The following is a 23,363-nucleotide window of genomic DNA, read 5'->3' as shown; positions in this document are numbered from 1 at the left end:
ATTATGGAGATAAAAAAATGGCACTATATGTAAATACCAACGTTGCGTCCCTTAATTCGCAACGTAATCTTACTCAAGCGACGAATGAATTAAGCACTTCATTTACGCGTCTATCATCAGGTTTACGTGTAAATAGCGCGGCAGATGATGCAGCAGGTTTACAAATCGGTACCCGCTTACAAACGCAGGTTAATGGTTTGAACCAGGGCGCTCGTAATGCCAACGACGGTATCTCACTTGCTCAGACAGCCGAAGGTGCGCTTAACGAAACCACAAACATGCTTCAACGTATGCGTGTTCTAGCCTTGCAATCGGCAAATGGCTCAAACACCACCGCTGACCGTGCAGCCCTAAATAAAGAATATCAAGAACTGCAAGTTGAAATAGATCGCGTCGCTACTGATACCACTTTTGGTGGTGTAAATTTGTTGGACGGTACCTACTCGGCTGCTTTCCAAGTAGGGGCAGATGCTAACCAAACCATTCAGCTTGAGATTAATGTCTCAATGGGATCAACCGGATTGGGATTAACTGCTGATGTCACCACCGCTTCGGGCGCACAGGCATCCATTTCTGAATTGGATGCAGCGTTGGCAACGGTAAATGATGTTAGGGCTGATTTAGGTGCGAAACAAAACCGTTTTTCATCAACCATTCGCAACTTAACTAACATATCTGAAAATGTATCTGCGTCTAAATCACGAATCATGGATGCGGACTTTGCAGCTGAATCGGCAAATATGGCACGCAATACGGTAATGCAGCAAGCTGCGAGTACCATGCTTTCTCAAGCTAATCAGCAGCCACAAATTGCATTATCACTTCTAAATGGGTGAGGAGCGATCCTCAGCCCCATTTTTGGGGCTTTTCCCTTTCTATTTCCCCATGTCTCTATCTTTTTATCCTTGAAAAAACATTTGCTTAAATTTGGTTTGCAATATTTTCAAAAAAAATGTTCAAGGTTTTTTTCTCCTAGCCGATACATATTATGAGCACGGAAATTAAGGTGCAAATAATACAAAAGGGGCTGTGGCATCTAATCAAAATGCTGACCCTGGATATCATAGCTTTAAAGGAGAAATACCATGGCTTTATACGTAAATACTAACGTTCAGTCTCTAAACTCACAACGTAACCTAACTAACGCTACAGACGGCCTATCTAAGTCGTTTCAACGTTTATCTTCTGGCCTACGTGTAAACAGTGCAGCAGATGATGCGGCGGGCTTACAAATCGGCTCTCGTTTACAAGCGCAGGTTAATGGTCTAAATCAAGGCGCACGTAACGCTAACGATGGTATTTCTCTTGCGCAAACTGCTGAAGGCGCGCTAGACGAAACCACTAACATGTTACAACGTATGCGTGTATTGGCACTACAATCTGCAAACGGTTCGAACACCACTGCTGACCGTGCAGCATTGAACAAAGAATACTCAGAGCTAAAAACCGAAATTGACCGTGTAGCATCAGACACCACATTTGGTGGTGTAACATTACTGGATGGCACTTACACTGCTGCTTTCCAAGTGGGAGCAGATGCAAACCAAACAATTGAAATTTCAGTTTCAACGGCAATGAATACCACAGGGTTAGCGGTCTCAACCGGTATTTCTACAGCGGCTAATGCGCAAACAGCGGTTGGAGAGCTCGATGCGGCGCTGGCGACATTAAACGACACACGTGCAGACTTAGGTGCCAAGCAAAACCGTTTCTCGTCAACTATTCGTAACTTAACCAATATTTCAGAGAACGTGGCAGCATCTAAATCCCGTATCATGGATGCTGACTTTGCAGCTGAATCTGCTGCAATGGCACGAAACACGGTAATGCAACAAGCTGCTAGTTCAATGTTAGCGCAAGCTAACCAGCAGCCTCAAATTGCACTATCTTTGATTGGTTAATCAAAAATAGGGTAAGCTATCATAAGCGCCTATGGACTAGGCGCTTAACTGTTTTTGGAGGTTACTGATGAAAACGACAGAATTAGTATCCAGCAACTATAATAAAGAAACATTGCCACAAGCTTATTCTTCAAGCCTTGGGGTGAAGGATGATTTACCTGCAGCCGCCACTCAATCCTCAACGAATGAAAATGCTGATCGCTTGAGTGTTAGCGCTGAAGCAAGAAAAGCAGCAAAAGACAGTGGAGTTGAAACTCAAGGCAACGTTAACCAAAAAAAAGAGCCTCCTACTGTTGAAGAGGCGATTAGCTTAGTACAAGAGTATTTGGACAAGAATCAACGTGGCGTTAGTTTTTCTCTGGATGCCTCTACTGATAGAACGATAATTAAAGTCATGGATACTAAGAATAAAGAGCTAGTTAAACAATTTCCTAGTGAAGAGCTGCTAAGGATTGCAAATAAGATCATGGAGTTAGAGAAAGAATTAACAGATAAAGTTGGCATATTTCTTGATAGTGAAGTATGACAATGAATTAATCGGAGGTGGCTTATGGCTACGCCCATCGCTGGAGTTGGCTCCGGTCTTGATTTAGAAAGTATTATTTCAACCTTCGTTAAAGCGGAAAGATCAACTCGAGAGTCCTCTATAAATACTCGCGAGCTTGATTATACCGCAGAGCTTTCTGGGGTTGGTACCTTAAAAGCCTCGTTATCAAAATTTCAAACAGTACTAGAAAAGCTTTCAGACCCAACGACATTTTATCAGAATAAATCTACTTACTCCTACCAAGGCAGCTCTGGTGACACCAGTAATATATTGTCTGCATCGACTGCCGGTGTCGTGACTGGTGGTACTTTCAATATTGAGGTTTCTCAATTAGCACAAGGCTCGCGACTTGACAGTGCTGCTGGGGCGTTTTCATCTTCAACAGATACGGTCGGCTCAGGAAAACTGTCATTTGGTGCGGGAAGTGACACTTTTGAGGTAGCAATAGAGGCGACAGATACACTTGAAGATATTCAAAGTAAAATTAACAGTGCAGAAGGGAACTTTGGCGTAAAAGCTAACATTATAAACTCAGATAATGGACCAATATTGACCTACACCTCTGAAGTGACTGGTGACGGTAACACCTTGACAGTCAGTAATGACAACACTAGCTTAGATGCAATCTCTACTTCAATGGCGACAGCAAAAACGGCAAAAGATGCGATGATTTCTATCGATGGCCAAACGGTTTCGTCTGCTAGCAATACCTTCACAAATGCAATTAATGGCATTGAATTAAACGTCAATAATTTGACTGATGCAGGGCAACCCCTTACCTTAACGGTAGGCGTTGATACTGAAAATGTGACTAAACTAGTGAATGATTTTGTTGATGGATATAACGAGTTGCAGTCAACCCTTTCTTCACTTTCAAACCCGGTTAGTGGTCCTCTAGCGTTTGACTCGAGTGTACGCAGTTACGAGTCGCAATTAAGATCCATCACAGGGTCTCAAGTTTCAGATACGTCAGGTGCTATGTCGATGCTGTATGACATGGGTATCACGATGAATGCTGAAGGCAAGCTAGAAATTAGTAGTATTGGTAAAAATGGCCAGCCTAGTGGGGCTGAGCGACTAGAAAACGCGATCAAAAACAATCTTGAAGATGTTGGCAAGATATTTGCAGGTGCAGATGGTATTGCCAAGCAATTAAATGATTATACTGAAACATACTTAGCTAGTGATGGTGTTGTGACTGAACGAGAAGCAGCATTGAAAGAGTCATTAAAAAAAGTTGATAGCGATCGCGAATCTTTAGATCGATATATGGAAAACTACGAAGCTACGTTACGCCAAAGGTATACGGCTTTAGATGTGACCATAGCTCAATATAATGCGACTTCTTCTTACATCCAAAGTGTGTTAAAGCCAGTTGAGAAAAAAGATTAATCTGGAGTAAGTGATGCGTGCAAATCTAAGAAAATACCAAACAGTTAGTAAAGAATCCTCTTTAGTGGCTGCGGATCCCCATCGTGTTATCTTGATGCTTATGCAAGGTTTGATAGACACACTTGCTGTAGCTAAAGGAAGTTTTGAGCGCAAAGATTATGAGGCTAAGGCGAAAGCTTTCAACAAAGCGATTGGCATTATTGGCGGTCTGCAAGATGGGATTGATTTGAAAGTCAACCCTGAAATTGGAGAAAACTTTTATCAACTATATGATTATATGGTGAGACGTTTAGCTGAGGCATCCAGCGAGGAAACCATTGCGAGTATTGATGAAGTTATAGGCCTTATGACACCAATAAAAGAGGCATGGGAAGCCATTTCGCAGGAAGACAAATTAAAAGCCCAAGCTATGCGCACCAATATGGCTAAAACCTCATAATGATAGATGAGCTTAAAGCCCAGATTGAAGATCTATCAACTCGTGTTCGTCAACGAAATCTTAATGATGAATTTGAGAGCTTAGACGATCTTGCTCCTCTTTTAGCACAGCGTTTGGTGTTAATTAAGCAGCTTTGGCAATGCTCTAATGGGACTAAGCATGAGGCGGAGGTTGCCGATTTTCTTACGATGTTAATGACACTAGATGAAAAAAGCGTCAGCGCTATGAAAATAGAGCAGCAGCGACTAAAAGAGATACAGCAATCTTTTCGAAAGGGCCATAAGGCTGTTAATCAATATACTAATATAAAAAGATTTAGGTGATTTAATGAGTGATTTACCTGCAGCTTCTAAAATAGAAACGATAAAACAGGATATTTTACAAGCCGTCTCCCAGTTACCTTATCACCATAAAGATTATCAAACCCAATTTGCCATCAACATCAGCGCTTTTGAAGACTATATTCCAGATATTGCGCAAGCCTTTAAGTATTATGAACCGGAAAGCTTTGAACTAGTCGCCACTGAAGCAAGTGTTGATTTGGTGCAAAAAGGGTCAGATGTTTTAACCTTTGGTGGCGATGCTTATCGCAGCTGCCTTTTTGATTTTGAGTTATACAAACGCCAACCTGACAGCAGTAATATGCTAGTTAACAAATCATTTCAAACGTCCGGCTTCTTACATTATGAGTATCTGAATAAGTTAGTTGAATTACAAAATAGAGAACTGGAGTTTGCAGAAAGCTTTTTTCCTGAGTCACTTGGCTTAATGATTTGTTTTGGCCTCGGTACCGGCTTTTATTTAGAAAATCTAATCAGCAACCATCAGGTTAATCGACTTTATATATACGAACCTAATCACGACTTTTTTTATGCTTCTTTACATCTGATAGATTGGAAGTCGATTTTAGAAAAACTCGATGAAATGGGCAGCTCTTTACATTTTTGCTTAGGTGCGAATGAGCAAGCTTTCTTTGCTGATCTTACTAAAGAACTGACATACAAAGGTGGTTACGATATAGGTAAAAGCTACTTATATAAGCATTACGATAGCGATGTAATAAACAAAGCGTGTGAAGTCTATAAGCAACGATCCTATGAACTTGCATTTGGCTTTGGTTTTTTTGATGATGGTCTTATTGCAACCGCCCATCACTACTATAACCTCAAGGATATTCCTGTTATTGAGGATAAGCCGGCATTTCAGAATAATGCTAACATTCCCGTTTTTCTCTGTGGTAATGGCCCCTCTTTAGATAAAAATATCGCCCTAATCAAAGCACAGCAAAGTAAGGCAATTGTAATCAGTTGCGGAACAGCTATCGACAGCTTGCTTAAAAATGGCATAGTTCCCGATATGCATGTTGAGCAAGAACGGACATGGCAGGTAACGGAACGATTGCTCACCGTTGATCCAAAAGTGCTTAAAGAAATGGTGCTTTTGTCAATGAATACAGTGAGCCCTGAAGCATTTGCATTATTTGATCGAAAAATAATGGGACTCAAACTGAATGAGCCACCCACCTCTCTCACTTATTCCATGAGTGAGGAGGCCAAGAAAATGAAAGGAATTCTTTATTGCAATCCAACCGTTGCCAATACTGCTTTATGTATCGTTGAAGCACTTGGATTTAAAAACATCTATTTTATCGGTATTGATCTAGGATTCCCAAATGGTCAGCACCACAGCATTGACAGTGTATATTATGAAAATGGTGAGGACCGGAAGGTATTCCACCAAAAAAGCCAGGATAAAATCGAGGTCAAAGGAAATTTTGGCGGAACGGTACGAAGTAGCTACATTTTTGGTTTTTCTTTAAAAGCGCTAGAGCGCGTGATTGCAGATAATGTGAGCTTAAATTGTTTTAATTTAAGTGATGGTGCCCTCATTGAAGGAGCAAAACCATTAGAGCCCCATGAGCTTGTGTTATCTGGAACAGAGCTTGATAAAGGAAAGGTGATAAACTCAACCTTAGAATACTATCAATTTGATGCATCGGCCTTTGCCACTATGTTTAAAGAAAAGCTGGTTGAGCTAGATTTTTGCCATTATATAGACCAACTAATCGCGTTCACATTGCGTCCTCTTACTACGCGTCAAGAAGCGATCACTAATTTATATCAGCAATATGTATTTGCTGAAAGCGGTGGAGAAATTAACAGTTTATTCTTGAAAGATATGGTCAGAGGTAGCTTGTTATATACTCACACGGTACTCAGTAGATTATTACAAAGCCAGGTAGATGTTGAGAAAACGCTTGCTGTTCATCAAGAAGGTTTAGCGATTTTACGTGATTATTTAGAGGGGATGAAACAGAAGTTTTCAGAGCAGCTGCTCGTGCCCGACAAAACTAAATTTCCTTTCCAATTCCTAAAAACTAAATAACATAGCATTGAGTTGCTATTCTGTGGCTTATGCCCCCCATTATTGTGGGGCTTTTTGCTACGACATAAACCAAAAAGTCGTGAATCAGAATTTTTCGTCAGGAGTATTTGTGCCTTTTTTTAACCAAGACCTGTTTGTTATTGCCGAATTGTCAGGCAATCACAATCAAGACTTTGACCTTGCAATGCAAATGGTAGAGGCGGCCGCGCAAGCGGGGGCCCATGCGATCAAATTACAAACCTATACCGCCCAGACCATGACGTTAGACTTGCGCCAAGGTGAGTTTGTCATTCAAGAGCAAGATAGCCTTTGGGCCGGCGAGTCGTTGTTTGATTTGTATGGTAAAGCGTCAACCCCATGGGAGTGGCATAAAGCATTGTTTGATAGAGCCAATGAACTCGGCATGCTGGCTTTTAGCTCTCCATTTGATAGCACTGCCGTTGATTTTCTTGAATCGCTAAATGTACCTTGTTACAAGATTGCTTCTTTTGAAAATACAGATATCCCATTGTTAAAGAAGGTAGCTGCTACAGGTAAACCGGTTATTTTATCCACGGGGATGGCAAGCCTTGCTGAAATAGACGAAGCCGTTACCTGCCTTCGAGCTCATGGCGCAGGCGAAATCGCCTTGTTAAAGTGCACCAGCACTTATCCTGCCGCGCCCACTGACACTAACTTATTGACCATCCCACATATGCAGCAAGCTTTCGCTTGCCAAGTGGGGCTGTCGGATCATACTCAAGGTATAGGCGCTGCGCTGGCATCGGTTGCTCTTGGTGCTAGGATCATCGAAAAACACTTCGTGCTCGATCGCAGTCAAGGTGGCGTGGATGCCGAATTTTCCTTAGAGCCCAATGAACTTGCTATGCTAGTGGCAGAAAGCCAGCGGGCGCTGGATGCCTTAGGTCAAGTCACCTATGGCGGCACGGCAAAAGAAGAGGCGGCAAAACGTTACCGCCGCTCTATTTATGTGGCAAAGCCCATCAAGCAAGGCGAAACCCTTAATGAAGAAAATGTGCGCATCGTGCGTCCCGGCTTAGGCTTGGCGCCAAAGCATTGGCAGCAAGTGCTTGGCCGCGTTGCTGCGCAAGATCTTGTGCCGGGCACACCACTTGATTGGCCTCTATTGGTTTAGCCATATCGCAGGATAGATTTAGCGAATCATGCCCAATTCAATCAAGATCTTAATTCGCCTAGATGCGTATCCCGAGATTGGCTTTGGCCACTTGATACGCTGTCTTGCACTGGCGCAAGCCCTTGAGCAACAAGGCGTCAATATTTACTTCACGGGGCAACTTTGCCAAAAAGCCAAAGGTTTATTAGCATCTTATTCTGTTATCCCATTTGCTAACGAAGCTATTGCTAATGAAGCACTGGCAATTGAAAGCGCCAAGCAATTCGATGGGGTTATCTTAGACAGTTATCAATTAACGGCGCAACAGATAGCTGCTTATCACCAAGTGTCGGTGAGTTTATTGCTCGATGATGAAGATAACCGTGGCCCTCTAAGTGCAAGCATATTAACGAACCCCGTTGCTGGTAAAGCCTATCCAGATTTTGTCGGGGTTAAGTTACTTGGCTCTTCATTTGCGATATTAAGACAGCAATTTTGTTTAACTCCGTTTGCTGATATCGCCGCTCGTGAACGTATGCTGGTGATGATGGGGGCGAGCGACGTTGCCAGTCTAACCTTACCTGTTTGTCAGTTATTACATGCTTGGGGTTATGGTCCGCTGTTAGATGTGATCATAGGTCCAGCGGTAGCCAATGCCGATGAAATAATCAATTGGTGTCAGCAGCATAAGGTGCAGTATTTTCAAAATGTCGAGAATATGGCGCAGCGAATGCAGCAATGTCACTTTGCTATCACTGCGGCGGGGGGCTCTTTATTTGAGCTGGCCAAAGCGGGAATTCCTTGTTTTGCCTATGCTGTTGCACCTAACCAATTGCCTGCCGTAGAGCAAGGTAAAGAGCAAGGTTGGCTTGATTTTCAGCTGGTGGAAGATGCAAAGCAAATCGATCCACTCAAGTTACAATCTTGGCTAGATAGCACATTATCGCATCCCGCAAAACTGCGCCAACTTAGCCAAGTTGCCACTGATGCTGTTGATGGATTGGGCGCCAAGCGCGTTGCAACCTTGCTTATTGAACAAATTTTGGCGGCTAAAAGTTAAAAACGTTAGCGCTAGCGCAAATTGCAAGCTCCCTTACCTTCACAAATAAGTGAAAACCACTCACAATAGCTAGCATAGATAAATCAATGAATTAGCTGGTTATGAAACAAGCAATCTCAGCATACAAGGTGGTGCTTCGCGCCATCACAGAAGACGATATCGAAACCTTGCGACAATGGCGCAATCAAGACGATATTCGTAGCCAAATGCTAGATCAGCAAATCATCACCACACAACAGCAGCTGGCTTGGTTCAAAGGCTTAGGGCAATTGGACACACAGCAACATTTTGCGCTGGAATACAAAGGGCAACTGGTTGGCTATGCCAATATCAAATCGCCGACCAAGCAATCATTGCGACAAGCAGAGCAAACCTTAGAAACGGGGTTGTACCTAGGCGATAAAAAATATCGGGGCACGTTTCTTGCTTTTTGTGTGGCATTGGCCTTAACGGATTATTGTTTTGATGAACTCAAGGCGAAGCAGCTGATCGCCACTGTGTTACCCAGTAATCAGGCGGCTTTAAATTTCAATCAGCAGTTGGGCTATGTAATAGATAATCAAGATAATGAGCAGGTCTCCATGATGTTGGCGCTCGCTGACTATGAGATCAGCAAAGCGAAATTAACACGGTTTATTAGATAATGACAAATAACGAAAAACTAATACATTTATTCAGTGAAGCGTTAACTATAGCGCCTGAGCTGGTGGTTGATTCATTGCAATACAACACCATCCCGCAGTGGGATTCAACCGCGCACATGGTGCTGATAGCTCAGCTTGAGGCCGAGTTTGAGATCATGCTCGATACCGATGATATTATCGACATGAGCTCGGTAGCCAAGGCTCGTGAAATTTTAGCGCGTTACGATATCGATTTCTAAGATGCAGCGCCTTGTTAATAAAACCGTTGTTATCATAGGGGCCAGTCGAGGCATAGGCGCAGCCATGGCTGAGCTGATGCTAAGGGAAGGCGCTAGGGTCATCGCGGTGGCGCGTAGCAAAGATAAACTTGAACAGCTGGCTAAGTGCTTAGATAGGCTAGAAACGTATCCGCTGGATATTACCCAAACCCAAGATATAAAACCGTTTTTTGCTTGGCTGCAAAAACAAGGCGGTCTCGATGTGCTGATTAACAATGCGGGCATGATGGAGCCAAAGGGGTTTGGCTTTATCAAAGGCGAGGATCTGCAGCAAAGCTTCACCACTAATCTATTTTCTTTATTTCCCCTTTGCCAATTTGCCGCTCGGTTGATGAGTAAAAAAGGCGGTAGCATTATCAATGTCAGCTCTGTGCTGGCGCAAAAAGCCACTTTAGGCCAAGCGGTTTACAGCGCGAGTAAGGCAGGGGGTGAAGCCCTAACCAAAAATCTTGCCCTGGAGCTGGCAGGTCAAAAAGTGCGGGTTAACGCCATAGCACCGGGGAGCATAGACACCTCGTTACTGGATAACTTATCTGAGCAGGCTCTGGCGCAAACCTTAGCCGAAATCCCTATGCAGCGTTTGGGTTTGCCTCAAGAAGTCGCGCAATTGGCGCTCTTTCTGGCCAGTGATGAAAGCCAATATATCACTGGGCAAGTGATCACTATCGATGGTGGTTGGAGCCTATGAACTATCTTGCTCCTTATTTGCATCACTCAGGTATTGCCTTGATTGATAATGAGCAGCAGCTGACATTCAGTGAGCTGGCCGAATATTTTGCTCATTGTCTTTTGCCGCTGCAAGGCAAGCCCCGCCAGCTGATTGCCATTGAAATGGATAACTCGTTAGCGGCTACCTTGATGTATCTTGCTTGCCTTGATGCTGGCCATGTTGCGTTATTACTTGATGCCAAACAAGCTCATGGACAAAAAGCGGCGACGGTTGGACATTTTCAAGCCAACTATTGGTATTCAAGTGCGACAGAGCTGGCATTACAAAGTGAATTCAGCCACACCTTAGCCGATGAACTCGCTTTGATGCTTGCTACCTCCGGCTCAACGGGGACGGTAAAATACGTTTGTTTATCACTACAAAATATTATCAGTAATGCCCAGTCCATTATTGAATACTTAGAGATATCGCCAGCAGATCGCGCGATCACTAGCTTGCCCTTGCATTACTCTTACGGTTTATCTGTGTTGCATTCCCATTTGTTCGCGGGGGCAAAAACGGTGTTAACCAGCGAGTCGGTGATGAACAAAGGTTTTTGGGCGTTAATGAAAGAGCAGCACATATCTCATCTGGCGGCGGTTCCCGCACAATATCAAATGCTCGCTCGGCTAAGATTAGAGCAGATGGACTTACCACACCTGACCACGCTAACCCAAGCGGGGGGACGTTTAAGTGATTCATTAGCTAGCCACTTTGCAACTTGGGCCAAACAAAGCCAAAAACGCTTTTTTATTATGTATGGCCAAACCGAAGCGACGGCGCGCATAGCCTATTTACATCCGACCAAAGCGGGCACGAAATTGGGTTGCATAGGCCAAGCGATCCCAGGTGGCAAGTTAAGTTTACTCAATGAAAGCGGTGAGCTAATAACCGCAACCAAACAACAAGGCGAGCTGGTTTATCAAGGTGACAATGTGATGCTGGGCTATGCAAGCTGTGTTTCTCAGTTGAGTGATTTCCCCGCAATAAAGCAACTGCATACGGGCGATCTCGCTTATTTGGATGATGACGGTGATTTTGTTATTAGCGGCCGAATTAAACGTATCATTAAATTACAAGGTGTGCGTTTTAGTCTGGATGAGTTAGAGCAGAGGCTGCAACAAGGCTGCTATCCAACCTTGGTGGCTTTGGGCGAGGATGAAAACCTGCTGGTGGTGAGTGTGGGTGATGTAAGCCAACAAGAGATAAAACAGTTTTTGCGCTTAACCTTTGCTATCCACCCGAGTTTGGTTCAGGTGACACAAATTAGCGACTTGCCTTTGCTTAGCAATGGCAAAATAGATTATCAAACCTTGTTGTTAAATAGCAAAGTGAACCGAGCATGATTGAGCTTGATTTTGATGCAATTTATAGTCAGACGAAGGAGCAAAAAAACGCGATTTTGTTAGCGCAGCTTAATCAGTTAACCGAATTTCATTATCAGAAATGTCAGCTGTATAAAAATATTATTGATACCTTAGGCTTAGTGCCAACAAATAGCTCTTTAGAGAAAGTACCGTTTTTAAGTGCTCAGTTGTTTAAAGAATTAGATTTAGTGTCAGCGCCTAAATCGCAGATCATTAAAACCTTAACGTCATCGGGTACGACCTCTGCCAAGGTGGCGAAAATTTATCTCGATGCCGATACCGCGAAACTGCAAGCTAAATCTTTAGTTAAGATCATGCAGTACTTTAGCGGTAAACAGCGTTTGCCTATGCTGTTCATTGAGCCGAGTAACTTGATTGCCGACCGCAGTGGCTTTTCGGCGCGCGGTGCTGGGGTGCAAGGGTTTGCATTATTAGGCCGCGATCATCATTATGCTTTGAACCCTGATATGTCAATTAATTGGCAGCAGCTGGAGCAATTCTTTACTAAGTACCAAGGCCAACCAGTCCTTATATTTGGCTTTACCTTTATGATCTGGCAATACTTTTACCAAGCCATTCACGCCAGTGGCAAAACCTTGCCGCCACTTGATGCTATTGTTTTTCATGGCGGAGGCTGGAAAAAACTGGCTCATTTAGCGGTTGATAGAACACAGTTTAATCAAGCTATGCAGCAGTTATTTGGCCACGCCAAGGTACACAATTTTTATGGCATGGTGGAGCAAACCGGCTCCATCTTTGTTGAATGCGAACACGGCCACTTACATGCTCCCAATTGCGCCGACATTATTTTACGTAGCGAACAAGATCTTTCTGTGATTAACGACTTTGGCCAACAAGGCATTATCCAAGTGTTATCGGTATTACCTCACAGCTATCCCGGTCATAGCATTTTAACCGAGGATTTAGGGCGCATATTAGGTGAAGACACTTGTCCCTGTGGCAGAAAAGGGCGCTATTTTGAAGTGCTCGGGCGGATCAAAAAGTCGGAAAACCGAGGCTGTAGTGATACCTACCAAGAGGTGAGCCATGACTGACGCCGCTATCTTAAAACAGGCAATCGCTTTTAAAGCTCAGCCGACGCTAGCCCCGTTTTCCCCTTTAGTGGTCGAGTTTTTGCAAACCCTCAGCCAGCGTTTATTACACCAGCGCGATAAGCCAGAGGTAATGAGCTTAGGCTTTTGGCTGCGCCGTGCACAAGTGATGCAAATGGCAAAAGACTTGCCATGCAATGCCAAAGCTTGCGGGTTAGCATTTCATATCACCCCTGCGAATGTGGATACCCAATTTGTTTACTCATGGGCTTTGTCTTTGCTATGTGGCAATCAAAATGTCGTCAGGCTAAGCCAACGTCGTGGTGAAGTGGCATTTTTACTTGAACGTATTATCAAGGAAACGCTAGCGCAACCTGCTTATCAAACCATTGCGGCGGCTAATATATTTGTAGAATATCCCAATAGCAGCCAGTTGACCGCAGAGCTCAGCAGCTTGTGTGATTTAAGGATCATCTGGGGCGGTGATGAAACCATCGAGCGGATCCAACGCATCCCGTTGCCTGCCCATGCTCACGAAGTCAGCTTTGGCAACAAAATTTCTGGCGCGTTATTGGATGCGAAAGCTATCCTAGAGCTTGATGACATAAAGTCCTTGGTGCACAACTTTTATAATGATGTGTATTGGTTTAATCAGCAAGGGTGTTCATCACCTAAGTTGATATTTTGGTTGGGTAATAGCGTTGAGGTAGAGACTGCAAAACAGCTTTTTTGGTGTGAAGTGGCAAAAATATTTGATGATAAAGGTGTCAACTTTGATTTTATACTAACCGAGCGTTGTTCATTCATACAAGAGTTCGCCTCCCAAAAAATTGCAGTACAAGGTAGGATCACAGATCCTTTTTTATGTCTAGAACTTGCTGATAATTTAACTTCATATCCAAGGCATCCAGGGCAAGGTGTTTTTTACGAGTTCTCAATCTCATCTCTTGCTGAGTTAGATAATTTACTTCCTATTAACTTTCAAACTATGAGCTCGTTTGTGTCTCACGACTATGTAAAGCCAACCAAGGCATTACGCTTTGTCTCTCTGGGTCAGGCCCTACTGTTTTCTCATCAATGGGATGGTATGAATTTATTAACAGAATTCTCTAGTATGGAAAACTTGGCTTGATATGTGCTTCATTTTTTTGTATCGAATGCTTTCCGCTTATTCTCTAATGAAGAGTCGCATGCATTTAGCTAGCCCACTACGGGAATGAGGTCATGATTAGCATAAAGAAAAAGCCCAAGGTATTTATATTTGGTACTGGAGCTGGTGGGGTAAACTTCTTCAAGGAACACCAAAGCAAGTTTGATGTTATTGGCTTTATCGATAATAACAATGATAAACAAGGCAAAAAAATCTTTGGCCGGCTTGTTTATGCTCCAGAGCAAGCGTTATCAATAGATTTTGAAAAAATAATCATAGCGAGTGATTATTATAAAGAGATATTTATTCAGCTCACTCAATCACTAAAAATTGACGAAGAAAAAATCGTTAACTTCTTTGATATTGGTAGTGTTGAAAACTCGTTATTCGCTGATGTCAAAAAACGTTTTTCACTTATAAGGGATGAAATCATCTGCGGTGGTTACCCTTGCATTTCAAACTGGCTATTTTGGTTAACTTATAGAAATAGTAATTTATCATTAGTAAAGCATCTTTGGCTTGATATGTTGGAGGAGTATCGTGTTCATCAATTCGCAGGAAAGCGCGAAGACTTTGCTTTTGGCCCAACTCATTTGGATGATTATTGTCTAAAAGAGAAAATAACACTCCCCGATGTCAATCTGTATTCTTTTGAGAATGCTTGTGTACGCTCATCAACTCGTTCAATTATTTTGTCGGATGGCAGAGTCGTCATTGAAAGGATAAAAAGCTCTACCGATGATATGGCTGATTATGCCGGTGGCAACGTATTTTTTTGCGGTAATAAAAATTCACTGGTTAGACGTGGTTATAGTGAGGCATTATCTAAAGGTATATTAATATCCGGTGGCAATGAAAAAAATTATTATCATTGGCTCATTGAGGTGTTAACTCAACTTCAATATGTTGAACAGTTACCAAAAAAATATCAGTCGTATCCTATACTCATTTCTTCAGCATATAAGAACATGTCTGCAGTTGAAAAGTTTGTCAATGCTATGTGTGGCCGGAAGCTTATACTTATGGGCGAGGGGAAACAGTATCAAATCGAACAATTGTTAGTCATGTCACAGCCAAATAATATCGTTGTTAACGCGAAATATCATCGTAGAAAATGGTTGCCAAGGGATTGTTTCTATCGTGAGGAATCAATCTTATATTTAAGAAAAAGTGGATTTAAGTTAGTTGAAGAAATAGAAAAAACTGTAACTCCAAAGCGAATATTCTTAGCAAGAAAGCCAGTGTTAAGGCAGTACAACCAGAAAGATGTGTTTAGTTTTCTATGCAAATATGGCTTTGAAGAAGTCTACATGGAAGATCTAACAATCGAGCAGCAAATCTCTTATATAGCCAATGCAGAATATATAGTTGGCCCCACCGGGGCTGCATGGACAAATGTTATTTTTGCCAAAAAGGGCACAAAAGCCCTGTGTTGGATGGCTAAAGAAATTGGTGATTTTCCCTGCTACTCTCAACTTGCAAAAATAGTTGGTGTTGAACTTAATTATATTTTTTATGATGGTATGACACAAGATTCGAGAAGGTTGTATTACCAACATTATACAATCGAATTAAGTAAAATTGCTTTGTGGTTAGAAAAAGTTAAATTAAATAAAAGTGGTAATGAGTTAAGTGAGTGATATGAAAATACTGGTTACAGGCGGGGCTGGTTTTATTGGTTCAGCCGTTGTTAGATACTTATTAGAAAATACAAGTCATACGGTTATCAACCTTGATAAGCTTACTTATGCGGGTAACTTAGAGTCACTTGAATCTATCTCGCATCATTACCGATACCATTTTGAATATGTCGATGTATGTAATGCTATTGAATTAAAAAGAGTATTTACACAATACCAACCCGATGCGGTTATGCACCTTGCCGCAGAAAGTCATGTCGATCGTTCTATTACTGGGCCTGCTACGTTTATCGAAACCAATATCATCGGCACCTATACTTTACTCGAAGTCGTTCGAAAATATTGGTCTGAGTTAGATGATATGAAGAGACAAAGGTTTCGCTTATTACATGTTTCTACCGATGAAGTTTATGGTGACTTGCCTCATCCGAGTGATATTAAAATTGGCGCAAGCTTACCACTTTTCACCGAGTCAAGTGCTTATAATCCAAGTAGCCCTTATTCAGCCTCTAAAGCGTCGAGTGACCACTTGGTCAGAGCATGGCGTAAAACCTATGGCTTGCCAACGATGATTACAAACTGTTCCAATAATTATGGCCCTTACCAATTTCCAGAAAAATTAATTCCATTAATAATCATGAATGCTTTAGATAATAAGCCACTGCCAATATACGGCAAGGGCGATCAAATTCGAGATTGGTTATATGTGGAAGATCACGCAAAGGCGTTATTGACGGTGTTAATGACTGGCGATGTTGGTGAAACATACAATATTGGTGGTCACAATGAAATAAAAAATATCGATGTAGTGAAAAATATATGTGGTTTACTCGATGAGTTAGTACCTAAAGCTACGTCGTATCAAGATTTAATTACTCATGTTGATGATAGGTTAGGGCATGATCGTCGCTATGCTATCGATGCAAGTAAAATAGATAAAGCACTTGAATGGACGCCTGATGAATCTTTCGGAACAGGCCTTAGAAAAACAGTTCAATGGTACTTAAATCACCGCAGCTGGATTGAAAATATTCAAACCGGTGCCTATCTATCTCATGCCAAGCAGTATAGTGAAAAGGTGAGCGTATGAAAGGTATTATCCTTGCCGGCGGAACAGGATCGCGCCTTTACCCTACGACGTTAGGGGTGTCCAAGCAGCTGCTTCCGGTTTACGACAAGCCTATGATCTACTATCCACTTTCCGTTCTGATGCTGGCGGGTATCCGAGAAATTTTGATAATCACAACACCAGAAGATCAAGTTAGTTTCAAGCGTTTATTAGGTGATGGAAAACAATTTGGTATAGAGTTGAATTATGCCGTTCAGCCTCATCCTGAGGGGATAGCTCAGGCATTTATTATTGGTGAATCGTTTATCGGTGATGATACGGTTTGTTTGATTTTGGGGGACAACTTATTCTGGGGACAAGGCTTCTCTCCTAAACTTCGCCATGCCGCTAAGCAAACTCATGGTGCCACTATATTTGGATACAAAGTTCAAGATCCCGAACGCTTTGGTGTGATTGAGTTTGATAGCCATCAGTTAGCGCTTTCTATTGAAGAGAAACCAAGCGAGCCAAAATCACATTTTGCAGTGACCGGTTTGTATTTCTATGACAATGATGTGATCGAAATTGCTAAACATGTTTTACCCTCTAATCGAGGAGAGCTAGAAATAACAGCAATTAACCAAGTTTATTTAGATAAAGGATTACTCAACGTTGAGTTACTTGGTCGAGGATCTGCATGGCTAGACAGTGGCACGCATGAAAGTTTATTAGAGGCTTCTAATTTCGTTTCAACCATTGAAGCTCGACAAGGATTTAAAATTGCTTGCTTGGAAGAAATTGCTTGGCGTAATGGTTGGATCACTGCGGTAGAAGTAAAACTAGCCGCACAGAAAATGGGTAAAAATACCTATGGTCAATACTTAGAGGAGTTATTGTCTGATAAAGAGAGAGAATGGCAATGATTAATCAACTTGCCAAGTATATAAACTTCCCTGTACGTGGCGATGAACGAGGTTCACTAATTGCATTGGAGTCTAATCAAGACGTCCCATTTGATATTCAGCGGGTTTATTATATTTTTGCCACCAAAGAAAATGTTTCTCGTGGTTATCATGCTCACAAAGCTCTTAAGCAAGTAGCTATTTGTGTAAAGGGCTCATGTCGATTCGTGCTAGATGATGGCGTTGAACGTCAAGAATTTTATTTAGATACATGCACAGGTGGTATATTAATAGAAAGTATGGTTTGGCGGGAAATGCATGATTTCAGTGATGATTGTGTTTTATTAGTACTTGCTAGTGAGCATTATGACGAATCCGATTACATTAGAAATTATGATGAGTTTTTATCGCTTGCTAACAAAGCATGAGCCAATAAGGTGAACATGATTGCCAAAAAGGGTGAGGCTGAGTACTTAAAAGATTGTTCGCGGTGGTAAGTTTTAATTGACCACTACAAGTAAACATATCTTCTACGAGTATTAAATGACTCAAATTCCTTAGATGGCGTAAAGTATCCCATGACTCTGATGATTTTATTCTGATAGAGAATAGAACGATGAACTGGACTATATCCGTAATTATATGAAACTTTAAATGAGGTGTAGAATGCTTGTAAGTAAAACGATTCAGCTCCGCCTTGTTCAAGAAGATGACGCAGAGTTTATATCTGAACTCCGAAGTAACAAAAAATACAACAAGCACCTTTCCAAATCTGATACGAATGTTGATGCACAAAAATTGTGGATTAGAGAATATAAAGAAAAAGAAGAGCTCAAAGAGCAGTTTTATTTCATCATAGAAAGACTCGATGGAACTAGGTGTGGCACGGTTAGATTGTATGACTTTAGAGAAGGTTCGTTCTGCTGGGGGAGTTGGATATTAAATCAAGATAAAACTCGATATGCTTCAATTGAAAGTGCCTTGTTGGTTTATGAATTTGGTTTTAAAGAACTAGGTTGTGCTAAAAGTCACTTTGATGTCAGAAAAGAGAATTATGCAGTTTGTAGTTTTCATGAAAAGTTTGGAGCGAAGCAGGTAGGTGAAACAGAACTTGATAACTTATATGTGATATATCCAGAGGATGTAAATAAGATGATCATTAAATGCAAAAAAATATTTGAGAAATTATGACGATCGAATTTCTTAATATTAAGCGTATTAACGAACAGTATAGTGATGAATTAAAGCAAGCTTGTGCCCGAGTTATTGATTCTGGCTGGTATGTTATGGGTGATGAGCTAAGTCATTTTGAAAATGAATTTGCAGATTATTGTGGCGCTAAATATGCCATCGGTGTTGCAAATGGCTTGGATGCACTAATTCTCATCCTTCGTGCTTGGAAAGAGATGGGAAAGCTTGCTGAAGGTGATGAGGTTATTGTTCCTGCAAATACTTATATTGCAAGTATTTTGGCTATCACAGCGAACCGTTTAACTCCGGTTCTCGTTGAACCAGACATCAATACATACAATCTCTCTATTGCTGGTGTGGAATCGGCTATTACACCTAAATCGAAGGCAATATTGGCGGTACACCTTTATGGTCTCATTTCACCAATGCCTGAGCTAATGAAAATTGCAAAACATCACAACTTACTTGTATTAGAAGATTGCGCACAAGCTCACGGGGCCAAGATTGATAGTAACATGGCTGGCTCATGGGGAGATGCGGCTGGCTTTAGCTTTTACCCTGGGAAAAACCTTGGTGCGTTAGGTGATGGTGGTGCTGTTACCACACATGATAAAGATTTAGCGAAAACCATTAAAGCCCTGCGTAATTATGGTTCACATAAGAAATACGAAAATTTGTATCAAGGTATCAATAGTCGCTTAGATGAAATCCAAGCAGCTATGTTGCGTGTGAAGCTACCCTATTTAAAAGCTGAAATTGAACATCGCCGTATGGTTGCCAAAGCCTACATTGAAGGTATTACGCATCCAGAAGTACAGTTACCCATATTTTATGGTGACCAACATGTTTGGCATTTATTTGTTGTGCGGACAAGTCATCGAGATAATTTACAGTCTTGGTTAGAGCAGCAAGGCATACAAAGTTTGATTCATTATCCCATCCCACCACATAAGCAAGCAGCTTATCCTGAGATTTCTAACTTGAATTTCCCTATTACTGAAAGCTTACATAAAGAGGTCCTTTCATTGCCAATTTCTCCAATTATGTCTTTGGGAGATGTCAGAGCTGTAATTACTGCTGTGAATGAATTTGAGGTAAGGACATGACACTAAACAAAATCTCTGTTGACGGAAAAGTAAGGACTTTGTTGTTCGGTGCAGGGCCGCTAGCAGAAAGCATTTTTAATACAGAACAAGCACAGCGTGAATTTATAGCGGTGATAGATAATAATTCAGCACTGCATGGTAAGGAATATTTGAGTTTGCCTGTGATTTCACCACAACAATTGAGTAACTATGATTATGATGAAATACTCATTACTACTTCATGGGTGAATGAAGTAAGGGAGCAGTTACTAGAAGAGTTAAACATAGAGTCGGATAAAATTGTAGTTCCAAAAAACCAAATAACTAAGCAACTTAAACCATTTGTCCATAAGGATACTTTTGAGATTGCGGTAAGGCTGTTCAATGATGTTTTTATTGCAGATGAACTCGCCAGCTTTGATATTATGGCTGATTTTGACACGTTGTTATCTTTAAGGGTAAACAAAAACTTTGATGCTAAAGATTCTGTTCTCTCCTTTTCTCTGCCATATAAACAAATAGAACCATTAAAAGAAAAACTCTTATTGTTAATTAATCGATATGAGTTGCAACTTGATTGTTCGCTGAATTTAATGAAAAAGAACTCGGATGCACCTATCGCTTTAATTATGGAAGCTACACCAAAATGCAACAATGGTCGACGGTTTACTTTTGTTTTTCGTGGAAATGTTTGTCAACAAGACAAAACCGTGGATTTACCCAGTCGAGGTATTTTTTATTCACCAAACCACTTTCACAATTGCATTATTACTCACACCTTTGGTGATTTTAGCTTTAACGCGCCTCAAGCGCTCGATGATTATCTTAACTTTCTTTACGATGATTGGCAGACAAATAGTGCCAAAAAATCATTAGTTGACTACCGTCATAGAGGTTTATTGGAAGCTTTTGAACACTCTCCAAATTGGCCAGATGATCTAGCTGGCTTGTTCGCGGGAGATGAAGATGTCAGTGTGGTCACTGCGGTGTATAACCATCAATCCACGCTGGCTGAGAGTTTAGATAGCGCACTGCTGCAATTATCACCCTATCGCATTCATAGTTATTGTTTTAATGATGCATCAACAGATGATAGTGGTTATATATTGGATCTGTATAAGCAAAAATTTTCAGATAGAATGACGGTTTACACTAGTCCTACTAATCAAGGTTCGGGAAAAAAATCTTACCTTTATCATCGCCCTGATGTGAAGGGGCGATACTGGTCGTTTCTTGCAGGAGACGACTATTGGCTTGATATGCAAAAAGTCTATTTGCAGACTACTTATTTGGACTATGATCCCAAAGTATTAGCTTGCTGTTGTGATACTATTCAGCTAGATCCCGTCACCCAGAGGGAAAGCATTATTGCTGCTGATGCATTACGTTGGAATCGGTTTGATCTAATTATCAATCCAAAAAAGTTGAACTTATACACACACACTTCCAGTCTCTTGTGGAGGAATGTGTGGCGGGATACTAAAGGCTTTTTTCTTCCTCCTGATTTTGAGAGAGGATATGCTCATGGAGATGTAATGTTGGCTTTTGCGATGCTAAGTCGGGGAGGAGAAATTCATCGCTTAGAAAGAGTTATGAATTGTTATCGTTACACAGGACAGGGGGTGTGGTCATCTCTATCAAGAACAGAGCAAAATGCGGCACAGAGAAAAGTTAAAATTGGAATACAAAGGTTAACGCCAATTAGTTCGAAAATTTTGGTTTTACTTCAACCGCTAAGAAAAATGATGAAGTTTTTTTGGAATATAATTCCTGGCCCGGTAAATTAATATTTATTTATTTTAATAAATGAGTGCATTACTAATTTTTTAAGAATGGTGTAGCCTTGTCAAACGATAAATTCAGTTTCTATAAAGAGTACCCTAAAAATTGTAAGCAGGATGATTTTTGGGGGCAAGTAAAAAGAACCGTTAATGGCAAAGCTGTTTCGGAACAACAGATAGAAATGATCGTTAATGCAGTCGAGAAGGGGTTGTGTTTAAATAAAGACGATGTGCTTTTGGATTTGTGTTGTGGTAATGGTGCTCTTACAGATCGTTTCTTTTCTCATTGTAAATCAGGTTTAGGTGTTGATTTTTCTCCTGTTTTAATTGCTGTTGCAAAAAGATATTTCGAACGCCTACCTGAATTTGAGTATCAACTTGATGACGTTGTTGATTTTTGCGAAAAACATCCAAATAAATATTTATTTACAAAAGCTGTGTGTTACGGCTCATTTTCATACCTTGATTATGATGCAGCTGAAAAGCTTCTGGTTTTGTTAAATAGTAAATTTGAAAATATTCAGTCAGTGTTTATCGGTAATGTTCCAGATAAAGACCGTATGGGGTGTTTTTTTTCTCCCGATTCTTATGAAATTGGAATCGAATTAAAACCTGAATCAGCTATTGGTATTTGGCGAAGCCAATCAGATTTTAAAGAACTTGCAAATAGAACAGGATGGGTTGCCGCTTTCACTGTTATGCCTGTTGAGTATTATGCACACCATTACCGATTTGATGTTACTCTTACACGACGCTAGCTAAGATATTTTTTTAATTTTAAAACTGTAACCTTAGCAATAGCGTTAATTGATTAAAATTGGATTCTAATATGCTAAATAAGCAAGTCATCTGGCTTAATGGTATGCCGCGTTCTGGAACAACTTGGATGTCGCAAATTTTTGCGTCTTCTTCGGATGTAAGGCTCAAATTCTGTCCGTTGTTTTCATATGAGTTCAAAAATATGCTTAATGAGAACAGCAGTGTAGAAGAATGGCAGTGGTTGTTTGAACAGACATTTACCACAAAGTCTGAATATCTTGACCAAGAATATTTGCGTAAAAATGGTTTAGTACCAAAGTTTCATAAGGCAGAAGACCCATCACACCTAGTGATTAAGTCGACCAGACATCATCAATTAACAAGAAGACTACTAGAATTAAACTCGAATGTTAAAGTTATCCATATGATTAGGGATCCTCGAGCCAGTATTGCTTCTTGGCTAACTAATCCCTATGAGTTTCCATCTGCAGAGGATCCTATGAAGCAGTGGCGCTCGGGTGAATGCCGTAAAGATGGGGTGGGTGAGTATTGGGGATTTGATGATTGGGTTCAAGTTAGCCGTGAGGCTTTAGCGTTGGCTGAGCAATTCCCAACACGCTTTAAAATAGTCTCTTACGAAGAGGTTATATCCCACCCAATATCAGAAATTAAAGATTTATTTAAGTTTTGCAATCTGAGCTTTTCCCAAACAACAGCTGAATTTATCGCGAGTTCACAAAGTAAACATGATGACAACAAGCGTTCTGTATTCAAAAAGCCTGAGCAGGTCATACATTGGAGCCATCTACTTGATAAAGATATTGTGAATAGTATTCATGCTGAGATTGTTGGTACGGAACTTGAAGGCTTTCTTGATAAAACCCGAACGGCGGAGTTGGAATGTGTTAAGAAAAAATAG

General features: G+C 41.1%; 24 protein-coding genes. All 24 read left to right on the top strand.

The features are described from left to right. Window positions 1–17 precede the first annotated feature (17 nt). The 24 genes from K6Y21_RS08745 (at window position 18) to K6Y21_RS08630 (ending at window position 23,363) form a co-directional block, all read left to right on the top strand. A complete protein-coding gene (locus tag K6Y21_RS08745; protein WP_233071459.1) occupies window positions 18–836 on the top strand; it encodes a flagellin N-terminal helical domain-containing protein in 819 nt (272 codons plus the stop codon). 249 nt (window positions 837–1,085) lie between these two features. Next, complete coding sequence (locus K6Y21_RS08740; protein ID WP_233071458.1) at window positions 1,086–1,901, top strand: flagellin N-terminal helical domain-containing protein; 816 nt, start codon at window positions 1,086–1,088, stop codon at window positions 1,899–1,901. Between the two features lie 67 nt (window positions 1,902–1,968). Further along, a complete protein-coding gene (locus tag K6Y21_RS08735; RefSeq protein ID WP_233071457.1) occupies window positions 1,969–2,427 on the top strand; it encodes a flagellar protein FlaG in 459 nt (152 codons plus the stop codon). A gap of 24 nt (window positions 2,428–2,451) precedes the next feature. After that, window positions 2,452–3,840, top strand: coding sequence for a flagellar filament capping protein FliD (gene fliD / locus K6Y21_RS08730; protein ID WP_233071456.1), 1,389 nt, complete (start codon window positions 2,452–2,454; stop codon window positions 3,838–3,840). Between the two features lie 13 nt (window positions 3,841–3,853). Continuing rightward, window positions 3,854–4,279 (top strand): flagellar export chaperone FliS, encoded by a 426-nt coding sequence (gene fliS / locus K6Y21_RS08725; protein WP_233071455.1) that lies wholly within the window; start codon window positions 3,854–3,856, stop codon window positions 4,277–4,279. Next, window positions 4,279–4,602 carry a hypothetical protein gene (locus K6Y21_RS08720; RefSeq protein WP_233071454.1) on the top strand — a complete coding sequence of 108 codons (324 nt, stop codon included), beginning with the start codon at window positions 4,279–4,281 and terminating at the stop codon, window positions 4,600–4,602. The genes fliS and K6Y21_RS08720 overlap by 1 nt, the downstream gene beginning before the upstream one ends. 4 nt (window positions 4,603–4,606) lie before the next feature. Beyond that, window positions 4,607–6,664: a motility associated factor glycosyltransferase family protein gene (locus K6Y21_RS08715; RefSeq protein WP_233071453.1), complete on the top strand. Its 2,058-nt coding sequence runs from the start codon at window positions 4,607–4,609 to the stop codon at window positions 6,662–6,664. Between the two features lie 109 nt (window positions 6,665–6,773). Next, window positions 6,774–7,799, top strand: coding sequence for a pseudaminic acid synthase (pseI, locus tag K6Y21_RS08710; protein ID WP_233071452.1), 1,026 nt, complete (start codon window positions 6,774–6,776; stop codon window positions 7,797–7,799). 28 nt (window positions 7,800–7,827) lie between these two features. After that, complete coding sequence (locus K6Y21_RS08705; protein ID WP_233071451.1) at window positions 7,828–8,838, top strand: PseG/SpsG family protein; 1,011 nt, start codon at window positions 7,828–7,830, stop codon at window positions 8,836–8,838. 101 nt (window positions 8,839–8,939) lie between these two features. Beyond that, the gene (locus tag K6Y21_RS08700; RefSeq protein WP_233071450.1) at window positions 8,940–9,482 is read left to right on the top strand and encodes a GNAT family N-acetyltransferase; all 543 of its coding nucleotides are present in this window, start codon (window positions 8,940–8,942) and stop codon (window positions 9,480–9,482) included. Continuing rightward, window positions 9,482–9,721: an acyl carrier protein gene (locus K6Y21_RS08695; protein ID WP_233071449.1), complete on the top strand. Its 240-nt coding sequence runs from the start codon at window positions 9,482–9,484 to the stop codon at window positions 9,719–9,721. Before K6Y21_RS08700 ends, K6Y21_RS08695 begins: the two co-directional genes overlap by 1 nt. A 1-nt stretch (window position 9,722) precedes the next feature. Beyond that, on the top strand, window positions 9,723–10,448 hold the full coding sequence (locus K6Y21_RS08690) for an SDR family NAD(P)-dependent oxidoreductase (protein WP_233071448.1): 726 nt from the start codon (window positions 9,723–9,725) through the stop codon (window positions 10,446–10,448). Further along, the gene (locus tag K6Y21_RS08685; protein WP_233071447.1) at window positions 10,445–11,815 is read left to right on the top strand and encodes an AMP-binding protein; all 1,371 of its coding nucleotides are present in this window, start codon (window positions 10,445–10,447) and stop codon (window positions 11,813–11,815) included. The genes K6Y21_RS08690 and K6Y21_RS08685 overlap by 4 nt, the downstream gene beginning before the upstream one ends. Next, window positions 11,812–12,891 carry a LuxE/PaaK family acyltransferase gene (locus tag K6Y21_RS08680; protein WP_233071446.1) on the top strand — a complete coding sequence of 360 codons (1,080 nt, stop codon included), beginning with the start codon at window positions 11,812–11,814 and terminating at the stop codon, window positions 12,889–12,891. Before K6Y21_RS08685 ends, K6Y21_RS08680 begins: the two co-directional genes overlap by 4 nt. After that, a complete protein-coding gene (locus K6Y21_RS08675; RefSeq protein ID WP_233071445.1) occupies window positions 12,884–14,020 on the top strand; it encodes an acyl-CoA reductase in 1,137 nt (378 codons plus the stop codon). The genes K6Y21_RS08680 and K6Y21_RS08675 overlap by 8 nt, the downstream gene beginning before the upstream one ends. Before the next feature lie 92 nt (window positions 14,021–14,112). After that, window positions 14,113–15,678 (top strand): glycosyltransferase family 61 protein, encoded by a 1,566-nt coding sequence (locus tag K6Y21_RS08670; RefSeq protein WP_233071444.1) that lies wholly within the window; start codon window positions 14,113–14,115, stop codon window positions 15,676–15,678. A gap of 1 nt (window position 15,679) precedes the next feature. Continuing rightward, complete coding sequence (gene rfbB / locus K6Y21_RS08665; RefSeq protein ID WP_233071443.1) at window positions 15,680–16,768, top strand: dTDP-glucose 4,6-dehydratase; 1,089 nt, start codon at window positions 15,680–15,682, stop codon at window positions 16,766–16,768. Further along, window positions 16,765–17,649 (top strand): glucose-1-phosphate thymidylyltransferase RfbA, encoded by an 885-nt coding sequence (gene rfbA / locus K6Y21_RS08660; protein WP_233071442.1) that lies wholly within the window; start codon window positions 16,765–16,767, stop codon window positions 17,647–17,649. Before rfbB ends, rfbA begins: the two co-directional genes overlap by 4 nt. Next, a complete protein-coding gene (locus K6Y21_RS08655) occupies window positions 17,640–18,056 on the top strand; it encodes a sugar 3,4-ketoisomerase (RefSeq protein ID WP_233071441.1) in 417 nt (138 codons plus the stop codon). The genes rfbA and K6Y21_RS08655 overlap by 10 nt, the downstream gene beginning before the upstream one ends. A 238-nt stretch (window positions 18,057–18,294) precedes the next feature. Beyond that, window positions 18,295–18,819, top strand: a complete 525-nt coding sequence (locus K6Y21_RS08650; RefSeq protein ID WP_233071440.1) for a GNAT family N-acetyltransferase — start codon at window positions 18,295–18,297, stop codon at window positions 18,817–18,819. Further along, complete coding sequence (locus tag K6Y21_RS08645; RefSeq protein WP_233071439.1) at window positions 18,816–19,925, top strand: DegT/DnrJ/EryC1/StrS family aminotransferase; 1,110 nt, start codon at window positions 18,816–18,818, stop codon at window positions 19,923–19,925. The genes K6Y21_RS08650 and K6Y21_RS08645 overlap by 4 nt, the downstream gene beginning before the upstream one ends. Further along, a complete protein-coding gene (locus K6Y21_RS08640) occupies window positions 19,922–21,691 on the top strand; it encodes a glycosyltransferase family 2 protein (protein WP_233071438.1) in 1,770 nt (589 codons plus the stop codon). The genes K6Y21_RS08645 and K6Y21_RS08640 overlap by 4 nt, the downstream gene beginning before the upstream one ends. Before the next feature lie 56 nt (window positions 21,692–21,747). Beyond that, complete coding sequence (locus tag K6Y21_RS08635) at window positions 21,748–22,443, top strand: class I SAM-dependent methyltransferase (RefSeq protein WP_233071437.1); 696 nt, start codon at window positions 21,748–21,750, stop codon at window positions 22,441–22,443. 71 nt (window positions 22,444–22,514) lie between these two features. Beyond that, on the top strand, window positions 22,515–23,363 hold the full coding sequence (locus K6Y21_RS08630; RefSeq protein ID WP_233071436.1) for a sulfotransferase family protein: 849 nt from the start codon (window positions 22,515–22,517) through the stop codon (window positions 23,361–23,363).

This window comes from Motilimonas eburnea (assembly GCF_021295345.1).
Taxonomy (GTDB): Bacteria; Pseudomonadota; Gammaproteobacteria; order Enterobacterales; family CBDFNC01; genus Motilimonas; species Motilimonas eburnea.
This window is presented reverse-complemented; position numbering and strand designations above follow the sequence as displayed.

What these genes read in the sequence shown, in the direction of transcription:
- K6Y21_RS08745 (WP_233071459.1), top strand. Translation starts at nt 18, where the DNA reads ATGGCACTATATGTAAATACCAACGTTGCGTCCCTTAATTCGCAACGT.
- K6Y21_RS08740 (WP_233071458.1), top strand. Translation starts at nt 1,086, where the DNA reads ATGGCTTTATACGTAAATACTAACGTTCAGTCTCTAAACTCACAACGT.
- K6Y21_RS08735 (WP_233071457.1), top strand. Translation starts at nt 1,969, where the DNA reads ATGAAAACGACAGAATTAGTATCCAGCAACTATAATAAAGAAACATTG.
- fliD (WP_233071456.1), top strand. Translation starts at nt 2,452, where the DNA reads ATGGCTACGCCCATCGCTGGAGTTGGCTCCGGTCTTGATTTAGAAAGT.
- fliS (WP_233071455.1), top strand. Translation starts at nt 3,854, where the DNA reads ATGCGTGCAAATCTAAGAAAATACCAAACAGTTAGTAAAGAATCCTCT.
- K6Y21_RS08720 (WP_233071454.1), top strand. Translation starts at nt 4,279, where the DNA reads ATGATAGATGAGCTTAAAGCCCAGATTGAAGATCTATCAACTCGTGTT.
- K6Y21_RS08715 (WP_233071453.1), top strand. Translation starts at nt 4,607, where the DNA reads ATGAGTGATTTACCTGCAGCTTCTAAAATAGAAACGATAAAACAGGAT.
- K6Y21_RS08705 (WP_233071451.1), top strand. Translation starts at nt 7,828, where the DNA reads ATGCCCAATTCAATCAAGATCTTAATTCGCCTAGATGCGTATCCCGAG.
- K6Y21_RS08700 (WP_233071450.1), top strand. Translation starts at nt 8,940, where the DNA reads ATGAAACAAGCAATCTCAGCATACAAGGTGGTGCTTCGCGCCATCACA.
- K6Y21_RS08695 (WP_233071449.1), top strand. Translation starts at nt 9,482, where the DNA reads ATGACAAATAACGAAAAACTAATACATTTATTCAGTGAAGCGTTAACT.
- K6Y21_RS08690 (WP_233071448.1), top strand. Translation starts at nt 9,723, where the DNA reads ATGCAGCGCCTTGTTAATAAAACCGTTGTTATCATAGGGGCCAGTCGA.
- K6Y21_RS08685 (WP_233071447.1), top strand. Translation starts at nt 10,445, where the DNA reads ATGAACTATCTTGCTCCTTATTTGCATCACTCAGGTATTGCCTTGATT.
- K6Y21_RS08680 (WP_233071446.1), top strand. Translation starts at nt 11,812, where the DNA reads ATGATTGAGCTTGATTTTGATGCAATTTATAGTCAGACGAAGGAGCAA.
- K6Y21_RS08675 (WP_233071445.1), top strand. Translation starts at nt 12,884, where the DNA reads ATGACTGACGCCGCTATCTTAAAACAGGCAATCGCTTTTAAAGCTCAG.
- K6Y21_RS08670 (WP_233071444.1), top strand. Translation starts at nt 14,113, where the DNA reads ATGATTAGCATAAAGAAAAAGCCCAAGGTATTTATATTTGGTACTGGA.
- rfbB (WP_233071443.1), top strand. Translation starts at nt 15,680, where the DNA reads ATGAAAATACTGGTTACAGGCGGGGCTGGTTTTATTGGTTCAGCCGTT.
- rfbA (WP_233071442.1), top strand. Translation starts at nt 16,765, where the DNA reads ATGAAAGGTATTATCCTTGCCGGCGGAACAGGATCGCGCCTTTACCCT.
- K6Y21_RS08655 (WP_233071441.1), top strand. Translation starts at nt 17,640, where the DNA reads ATGGCAATGATTAATCAACTTGCCAAGTATATAAACTTCCCTGTACGT.
- K6Y21_RS08650 (WP_233071440.1), top strand. Translation starts at nt 18,295, where the DNA reads ATGCTTGTAAGTAAAACGATTCAGCTCCGCCTTGTTCAAGAAGATGAC.
- K6Y21_RS08645 (WP_233071439.1), top strand. Translation starts at nt 18,816, where the DNA reads ATGACGATCGAATTTCTTAATATTAAGCGTATTAACGAACAGTATAGT.
- K6Y21_RS08640 (WP_233071438.1), top strand. Translation starts at nt 19,922, where the DNA reads ATGACACTAAACAAAATCTCTGTTGACGGAAAAGTAAGGACTTTGTTG.
- K6Y21_RS08630 (WP_233071436.1), top strand. Translation starts at nt 22,515, where the DNA reads ATGCTAAATAAGCAAGTCATCTGGCTTAATGGTATGCCGCGTTCTGGA.